We start from the raw sequence: 7411 nt of genomic DNA on the forward strand, positions 1-7411 counted from the left end.
TGAGCGAAGCAGGTGACGCGGTAGTCGTATCCTGCCTTAAAGCGCGTAGCGCGTCTTCGCCTGCGGCGCGATGATAAAGCCGGCTTTTAAGACTTGAAAATAATATAAATCTTATTTGATATTCTATTTAGGAATATTTGGCGAGTCTAATATGGGAGGGGCAGGCCCCCTCCCACATTTAGCCCGCGTTTATTCAGTTGAAAACCGAGTCATAGGCAAACAACGCCGGTGCCCCACCGGTATGCAGGAAAATAATCGGGCCATCTTCGAAGCGCTGGCGGCCGATACCGTCCAGCAAGCCGGCCATGGCCTTGCCAGTGTAGACCGGGTCCAGCAGCAGGCCTTCCTGGCTCGCCAATAGCTTGACCGCCGACAGGGTGCCGGCGTTCGGTTCACCATAACGGGGGCCGAAATATTCGTCCCACAGGATCACCTTGAACGCGTCGGGGATGTCCACGCCGAGCAACTCGGCCGTGCGTTCGGCCAGGCCCTGGACTTTCGGGAACTGCGCTTCTTCGGTGCGCGATACGGTGATGCCGATCACGGGCAACTGCGGCAGCACTTCACTCAAGGCCAGGGCCAGGCCGCTGTGGGTACCGGCGCTGCCGGAGGCCAGCACCACGGCGGCGAATTCGATACCGCTGTCTTCGATCTGTGCGGCCAGCTCCAGGCCGGCGCGCACATAACCGAGGGCGCCGAGGGCATTGGAACCGCCGATAGGCACAAGGTACGGCTTCTTGCCGTTGCTGCGCAGGCGATCGGCAAGGGCATTGAGTTGGTCGTCGACGTTGTCGAGGTTTTCCACCAACTCTACCTTGGTGTCGAACAACTCCAGCAGCAGGCGGTTGCCGTTGCCCAGGTAGCTGGGGTCTTCGGTGCCGGTGGGGTTTTCCAGCAGGGCGACGCAGCCCAGGCCGAGCCTGGCGGCGAGGGCGGCGGTCTGGCGTACGTGGTTGGACTGGATCGCGCCGGCGGTCACCAGGGTATCGGCGCCCTGGGCGATGGCATCGGCTGCCAGGTATTCGAGTTTGCGCAGCTTGTTGCCGCCCATGGCCAGTGGCGTGGTGTCGTCGCGCTTGACGTAGATGTCGCGTCCCAACCAGGTCGACAGCCGTTCGAGTTTTTCCAGGGCGGTGGCGCCGCCGAGCAGTTCCAGGCGGTTAAAACGGTCGAGCTGTTGCTTGATCATGGCTACGCACGGTGGCTAAGGGATGGAGCGACTATAGGCAGGCACTTTTCATCGGGCAACCGTCAATCGCTTATGTCTGATGGTTCTTAGCATCACACCATTGGTTCTTAAGGGCGGCCAGGGTGGATACCGTAAAGTGATGGCCATTACGTCAGGAGTGAATACCGTGAGTGAGCGTTCCAGCCATTGGCAATTACAGACCATCGTCAGCCAACTGCGCAGCGCCCGTGACCAGTGGCGAACACGCAATGGCCGCTTGAGCGGCGAGCATGGCGGCCGCGAATTGCCGTCCCGTGAAGCCGTTGCACAGATTCTCGAGTCCCTCTGCGGTGCGTTGTTTCCGATGCGCCTGGGGCCGGCGGACTTGCGTGAAGAAAGTGAAGATTTCTACGTCGGCCATACCCTCGACGTTGCGCTGAATGCCTTGCTGGCCCAGGCGCGCCTGGAGTTGCGCTATGCCGCGCGCCAGGGCGGCGAGGATGACAGCCAGATCGACGCCCATGCCATCCGGCTGATCCAGGATTTCGCCCTGGCCTTGCCGTCCTTGCGCAGCCTGTTGGACACCGATGTACTCGCCGCCTACCACGGCGACCCGGCCGCGCGCAGCGTGGATGAGGTGCTGCTGTGCTACCCGGGGATCCTCGCGGTGATTCACCATCGCCTGGCCCACCACCTGTACCGCGCCGGCTTGCCGCTGCTGGCACGGATCAGCGCGGAAATCGCCCACTCGGCCACCGGCATCGATATCCACCCCGGCGCACAGATCGGCCCGAGCTTCTTCATCGACCACGGCACGGGCGTGGTGATCGGCGAAACCGCGATCATCGGCGAGCGGGTGCGCATCTATCAGGCCGTCACCTTGGGGGCCAAGCGCTTCCCGGCGGACGAAGATGGGCAGTTGCAGAAGGGCCATGCGCGCCACCCGATTGTCGAGGATGATGTGGTGATCTATGCCGGGGCGACGATCCTCGGGCGCATCACCATCGGCAAGGGCTCTACCATTGGCGGCAATGTGTGGCTGACCCGCAGTGTGCCGGCGGGGGCGAATATTACGCAGGCGAATCTGCAGCATGATGATGGGGCGCAAAAATAGCGCCGGTCTTAAAAATCACACAAAACCCTGTGGGAGGGGGCTTGCTCCCGATAGCGGAGTGTCAGTCAAAAATGAATTGGCTGAACCACCGCCATCGGGGGCAAGCCCCCTCCCACATTTTGACGGCATTTCACATGGAGCCCGTATTTCAGTCAGCAGTCGCTGAACGATTTCCTTTGCTCACCCGTCATACCACTCAGCCCTGCGATTAGCCCCAAACCGCCTATTCATGTTTAACTTGAACGTTCGTTCAAGTTAAACCCGGTGGTTCGCTGCCCGCTCACAACAGGAGGCTTACCTTTGCTGAGTCCGTTTTATACAGCCACATCCCTCACCCTCGGGGTGCATCGTTCATGAGTGCATCGTCCACCCCATCCAGCGGCCTGGTGCGCATGAATGCGCCGGTCTTCTACTTTGCCGCCACCTTCATCTTGCTGTTCGGCATCACTGTCATCGCTATCCCGCAACAGGCCGGTGCCTGGTTACTGGCGGCGCAAAACTGGGCGGCCAACACGGTCGGCTGGTACTACATGCTGGCGATGACCCTGTATCTGGTCTTCGTGGTGGTCACCGCGCTATCGGGCTACGGCAAGATAAAACTCGGTGCCGACCACGACGAGCCCGAATTCAGTTACCTGTCCTGGGCCGGCATGCTGTTCGCCGCCGGGATCAGCATCACGTTGTTCTTCTTCTGCGTGTCCGAGCCGCTGACGCACCTGGTGCAGCCGCCCCAGGGCGAGGCCATGAATGCCGACGCCGCGCGCCAGGCCATGCAGGTGCTGTTCCTGCACTGGGGCCTGCACGGCTGGGGCGTGTTTGCGTTTGTCGGCATGGCGCTGGCGTATTTCGCCTACCGGCATAACCTGCCGCTGGCGTTGCGCTCGGCGCTGTACCCGCTGATCGGCAAGCGCATCAATGGCCCTATCGGCTATGCGGTGGATGGCTTCGGCATCATTGCCACGGTGTTCGGCCTGGGGGCCGACATGGGCTTTGGCGTGCTGCACCTCAATTCCGGCCTCGACTACCTGTTCGGCGTTGCCCACACCCAGTGGATCCAGGTCGGCCTGATCACCCTGATGATGGGCGCGGCGATCCTGGTCGCCGTGGCCGGCGTCGACAAGGGCGTGCGGGTGATGTCCGACATCAACATGCTGCTGGCCTGCGCGCTGCTGCTGTTCGTGTTGTTCGCCGGGCCGACCCAGCACTTGCTCAACACCCTGATCCAGAACATCGGTGACTACCTGGGCGCGTTGCCGACCAAGAGTTTCGATGTGTACGCCTACGACAAACCGAGCGACTGGCTGGGCGGCTGGACGGTGTTCTACTGGGCCTGGTGGATCGCATGGTCGCCATTCGTAGGCCTGTTTATCGCGCGCATTTCCCGTGGCCGGACCATCCGCGAATTCGTGTTCGGCGTGCTGCTGATCCCGCTGGGCTTCACCCTGGCGTGGATGTCGATCTTCGGCAACAGCGCCATCGACCAGGTGCTCAACCACGGCATGACCGCACTCGGCCAGTCGGCCATCGATGATCCGTCGATGAGCCTCTACCTGCTGCTGGAAACCTACCCGTGGAGCAAAACCGTCATCGCGGTCACGGTGTTTATCAGCTTCGTGTTCTTTGTCACGTCGGCCGACTCCGGCACCGTGGTGCTCTCGACCCTGTCGTCCAAGGGCGGCAACGCCGACGAAGACGGGCCGAAATGGCTGCGGGTGTTCTGGGGTGCGATGACCGCGCTGGTCACCAGTGCGTTGCTGTTTGCCGGCAGCATCGATTCGCTGAAATCGGCGGTGGTGCTGACCTCGTTGCCGTTCTCGCTGATCCTGCTGCTGATGATGTGGGGGCTGCACAAGGCCTTCTACCTCGAGTCGCAAAAGCAGATTGCGCAGTTGCATTCGCTGGCACCGGTGTCGGGCTCCCGCAAGGGCACCGGCGGTTGGCGCCAGCGTTTGAGCCAGGCCGTGCATTTCCCGTCGCGGGACGAGGTGTACCGCTTCCTTGAAACCACGGTGCGTCCGGCGATCGAAGAAGTGACGGCGGTGTTTGTCGAAAAAGGCCTCAATGTCGTCACCCAGCCCGACCCGTCCAACGACAGCGTCAGCCTGGAAATTGGTCACGGCGAAGAGCATCCGTTCGTGTACCAGGTGCAGATGCGCGGCTATTTCACGCCCTCATTTGCACGCGGCGGCATGGGTTCCAAGCAGCTCAACAATCGTCGCTACTATCGGGCGGAAGTGCACTTGAGCGAGGGCAGCCAGGACTACGACCTGGTGGGCTACACCAAGGAGCAGATCATCAACGACATCCTCGACCAGTACGAGCGCCACCTGCAGTTCCTGCACTTGGTGCGCTGACGCTCAACTCCCCGCAAAGCCCCGTTCTACGGGGCTTTCTTAAACTTAATTTCATCCGTCAAGACGCTGTTTTGACGCGTAACTGTCATCTGGCCACTGCGTAATTGTGTGAAGCGTTTGACGCTTTCATTTCAGAACAGTGACGGAGACCGGTACCCATGAAGACGTTTTTAAGCCCTGTGGTGGGAGCCGCCATGGCGAGCTTTATGCTGTCCGCCCACGCCGATTTTATCGATGACAGCCACGCCGACGTGACCCTGCTCAACCGCTATCTCAACCAGCAGGGGCGCGACGTGGTGGGCAGCAATGCCAAGGCCCATAGCATTCGGGATTGGGGCCAGGGTTTCGAATTCAACTTCAAGTCCGGCTACACCGAGGGGCCGGTGGGCTTCGGCCTCGATCTGCAGGCGTTCTACGGCCTGAAGCTCGACTCCGGCGGCGACCTCAACGACAAGGATCACCAGGGCCGCTACCCCGGCAGCATGTTCCCACTGGACAATGGCAAGTCCGCCGACCAGTTCGGCGTGCTCAGCCCGACGTTCAAGATGCGCTTTGCCAAGGATGAGTTGCGCGTCGGTACGCTGTACGGCAACAACCCGATACTCGCCAACACCGACGGGCGCCTGTACCAGCAGACCAATACCGGTGTGCAACTGGTGTCCAAGGACCTCAGCGACTTCACCTTCACCGGCGGCGATATCTTCAAGACCAAGATCCGCAACGAAACCGGCGACCAGGGCATGATCACCGCGGGCGGGACCAAAGAGAGCGACCGCTTCCTGTTCGGTGGTGCGGACTACACCGGCATACAGAACACCACTGTCAGCCTGTGGTACTCCAACCTTGAGGATTACTACCAGCAGTTCTTCCTCGGTGCCAAGCGCCATGACGCCTTGTCGGTCGGTGCGATCGATACCGACGTGCGTGTGTTCCGCAGCCTGGGTGTGGGCGGCAACGCCGACGGCGACAAGGACTTTGCCGCAGCGGGCCTGTATGGCGATGGCGTGAGCAAGGGCCGCATCAACCAGTCCACCGTCAGCCTGCTGGAAAGCTACAGCCTGGACGGCCATACCGTCGGCCTGGGCATCCAGAAAAACAGCGGCGACAGCGACTTCCCGTACCTCGACTCCGGCCTAAACAGCGGTGACGCGCGCCAAGGCCCAGGCTCGGGTGCCGACACCCCGGCGCTGACCAACATGCAGCTGAACAAATTCCAGCATGCCGGCGAACGCACCTGGCTGGCGCAGTACAAATATGACTTCGGCAAACTCGGCCTCAACGGCCTGACCTTCTCCGCCGCCTACGCCCACGGCGATGACATCCGCACCGCCCAGGGCACCACCAGCGAATGGGAGCGAAACGTGGCGGTGGCGTATCAAGTGCCGACCGGTACCCTCAAAGGCCTTGGCGTGACCTGGAAAAATGCCCACGCCAGTCCGGACATCACCGGTGCCACCGTGCAGGATGAAAACCGCTTCTATGTCAGCTATGTCGTTCCACTCTGGTAGGAAATTGCTGTAAAACGGAAGGGCAGACTTAAGCGATTCAGCTGGTTAAAAGGCCTGGGAATATCGTTATTCCCAGGCCTTATTTGCCTACGTCCAAGAGAGGATTCGATGACTTACATTGCTGCCGAAAACCGCTATGAATCTATCCCGTATCGCCGCGTAGGCCGCAGTGGACTGGTGCTGCCGGCACTGTCCCTGGGGCTGTGGCACAACTTTGGCGACAGCACGCCGATCGACACCCAGCGCGCCCTGCTGCGCACCGCGTTCGACCTGGGCATCAACCACTTCGACCTGGCCAACAACTACGGCCCACCCTACGGCAGCGCCGAGATCAACTTCGGTCGTTTGCTGCGCGAAGACTTCAAGCACTACCGCGACGAATTGATCATCTCCAGCAAGGCCGGCTGGGACATGTGGCCTGGCCCCTACGGCCAGGGCGGCGGCTCGCGCAAATACGTGCTGGCCAGCCTGGACCAGAGCCTGCAACGCCTGGGCGTCGACTACGTGGATATTTTCTACTCCCACCGTTTTGATGCCGACACGCCCCTGGAAGAAACCGCCAGCGCCCTCGCCACCGCCGTGCAACAGGGCAAGGCGTTGTACATCGGTATCTCGTCTTACTCCGGGGTGAAAACCCGCGAAATCGCCGCGCTGCTCAAAGAGTGGAAAGTCCCGCTGCTGATCCACCAACCGGCCTACAACCTGCTTAACCGCTGGGTGGAAAAAGACCTGCTGGACACCACCGAAGAACTCGGCGCCGGGGTGATTGCCTTCACGCCGCTGGCCCAGGGTTTGCTCACCGACAAGTACCTCAATGGCGTGCCGGCCGACGCACGGGTCAACCGTCCGGGTGGTGGTTCGTTGCAGGCCAAGCACCTGTCTGAAACCAACATCGCCCACGTGCGTGCGTTGAATGAAATCGCCCAGCGCCGTGGCCAAAGCCTGGCGCAATTGGCGCTGGCCTGGACCCTGCGCGATCCACGGGTGACCAGCGCGCTGATCGGCGCCAGCCGGCCGGAGCAGATCATCGAGAACGTCGGCGCGTTGAAGAACTTGAGCTTCAGCGCGGAAGAACTGGCGGAGATCGATCGGTTTGCGCAGGAAGGCGGAATTAACTTGTGGGAAAAGCCATCCAGCGCTGAATAACCTGACACCACTGGGTCAATGTGGGAGGGGTGTAGAACCGTAGACATCGTTTACATCTGAAACCGGGGACATCGTTTACACATTTGAGGCCTGGACGCGGGTCATACCTCGTCCAAGCCTC

5 protein-coding genes are annotated in these 7411 nt (G+C 61.1%); 4 read left to right on the top strand and 1 reads right to left on the bottom strand.

The genetic code is table 11. The features are described 5' to 3' along the window. Positions 1 to 193: 193 nt before the first annotated feature. Positions 194 to 1189, bottom strand: coding sequence for a D-cysteine desulfhydrase (locus B9N88_RS30885; RefSeq protein WP_027607831.1), 996 nt, complete (start codon positions 1187 to 1189; stop codon positions 194 to 196). 166 nt (positions 1190 to 1355) lie between these two features. Between B9N88_RS30885 and epsC the strand changes: the two genes are divergently transcribed. The 4 genes from epsC to mgrA all read left to right on the top strand — a co-directional run bounded on the left by epsC (position 1356) and on the right by mgrA (position 7290). Then, a complete protein-coding gene (gene epsC / locus B9N88_RS30890) occupies positions 1356 to 2282 on the top strand; it encodes a serine O-acetyltransferase EpsC (protein WP_027607830.1) in 927 nt (308 codons plus the stop codon). A gap of 392 nt (positions 2283 to 2674) precedes the next feature. Further along, on the top strand, positions 2675 to 4636 hold the full coding sequence (gene betT, locus B9N88_RS30895) for a choline transporter BetT (RefSeq protein ID WP_162844283.1): 1962 nt from the start codon (positions 2675 to 2677) through the stop codon (positions 4634 to 4636). Positions 4637 to 4794: 158 nt separating this feature from the next. Next, a complete protein-coding gene (locus tag B9N88_RS30900) occupies positions 4795 to 6144 on the top strand; it encodes an OprD family outer membrane porin (RefSeq protein ID WP_043293797.1) in 1350 nt (449 codons plus the stop codon). Between the two features lie 108 nt (positions 6145 to 6252). Further along, a complete protein-coding gene (gene mgrA, locus B9N88_RS30905) occupies positions 6253 to 7290 on the top strand; it encodes an L-glyceraldehyde 3-phosphate reductase (RefSeq protein ID WP_027607827.1) in 1038 nt (345 codons plus the stop codon). Positions 7291 to 7411 lie beyond the last annotated feature (121 nt).

It is taken from the genome of Pseudomonas sp. LAMO17WK12:I1 (genome assembly GCF_900177315.1).
Classification (GTDB): Bacteria; Pseudomonadota; Gammaproteobacteria; order Pseudomonadales; family Pseudomonadaceae; genus Aquipseudomonas; species Aquipseudomonas marginalis.

Bases quoted from the DNA above. Each gene is read 5' to 3' on its own strand.
- B9N88_RS30885 (WP_027607831.1), bottom strand. From the start codon at position 1,189: ATGATCAAGCAACAGCTCGACCGTTTTAACCGCCTGGAACTGCTCGGC.
- betT (WP_162844283.1), top strand. From the start codon at position 2,675: ATGAATGCGCCGGTCTTCTACTTTGCCGCCACCTTCATCTTGCTGTTC.
- B9N88_RS30900 (WP_043293797.1), top strand. From the start codon at position 4,795: ATGAAGACGTTTTTAAGCCCTGTGGTGGGAGCCGCCATGGCGAGCTTT.
- mgrA (WP_027607827.1), top strand. From the start codon at position 6,253: ATGACTTACATTGCTGCCGAAAACCGCTATGAATCTATCCCGTATCGC.